This window comes from Mesorhizobium delmotii, from assembly GCF_900149755.1.
Taxonomy (GTDB): Bacteria; Pseudomonadota; Alphaproteobacteria; order Rhizobiales; family Rhizobiaceae; genus Mesorhizobium; species Mesorhizobium delmotii.
Genome location: NZ_FUIG01000087.1, coordinates 498 through 778 on the forward strand (window position 1 = coordinate 498; position 281 = coordinate 778).

General features: G+C 61.9%; 1 pseudogene. It reads left to right on the forward strand.

Annotated features, from left to right (window positions below):
- Positions 1-281: pseudogene (groEL, locus tag BQ8482_RS39885) on the forward strand (chaperonin GroEL); the annotation flags it as partial.

Consider the following 281-nt stretch of genomic DNA (forward strand, 5'->3'; position numbering starts at 1 on the left):
CCGCAAGGCCATGCTGGAAGACATCGCTATCCTTACCGGTGGCCAGGTCATTTCCGAAGACCTCGGCATCAAGCTCGAGAATGTCGGCCTCAACATGCTCGGCCGCGCCAAGAAGGTGTCGATCTCCAAGGAGAACACCACCATCGTCGACGGCGCCGGCAAGAAGGCCGAGATCCAGGGCCGCGTCGCCCAGATCAAGCAGCAGATCGAGGAGACCACCTCGGACTACGACAAGGAGAAGCTGCAGGAACGTCTCGCCAAGCTGGCGGGCGGCGTTGCAG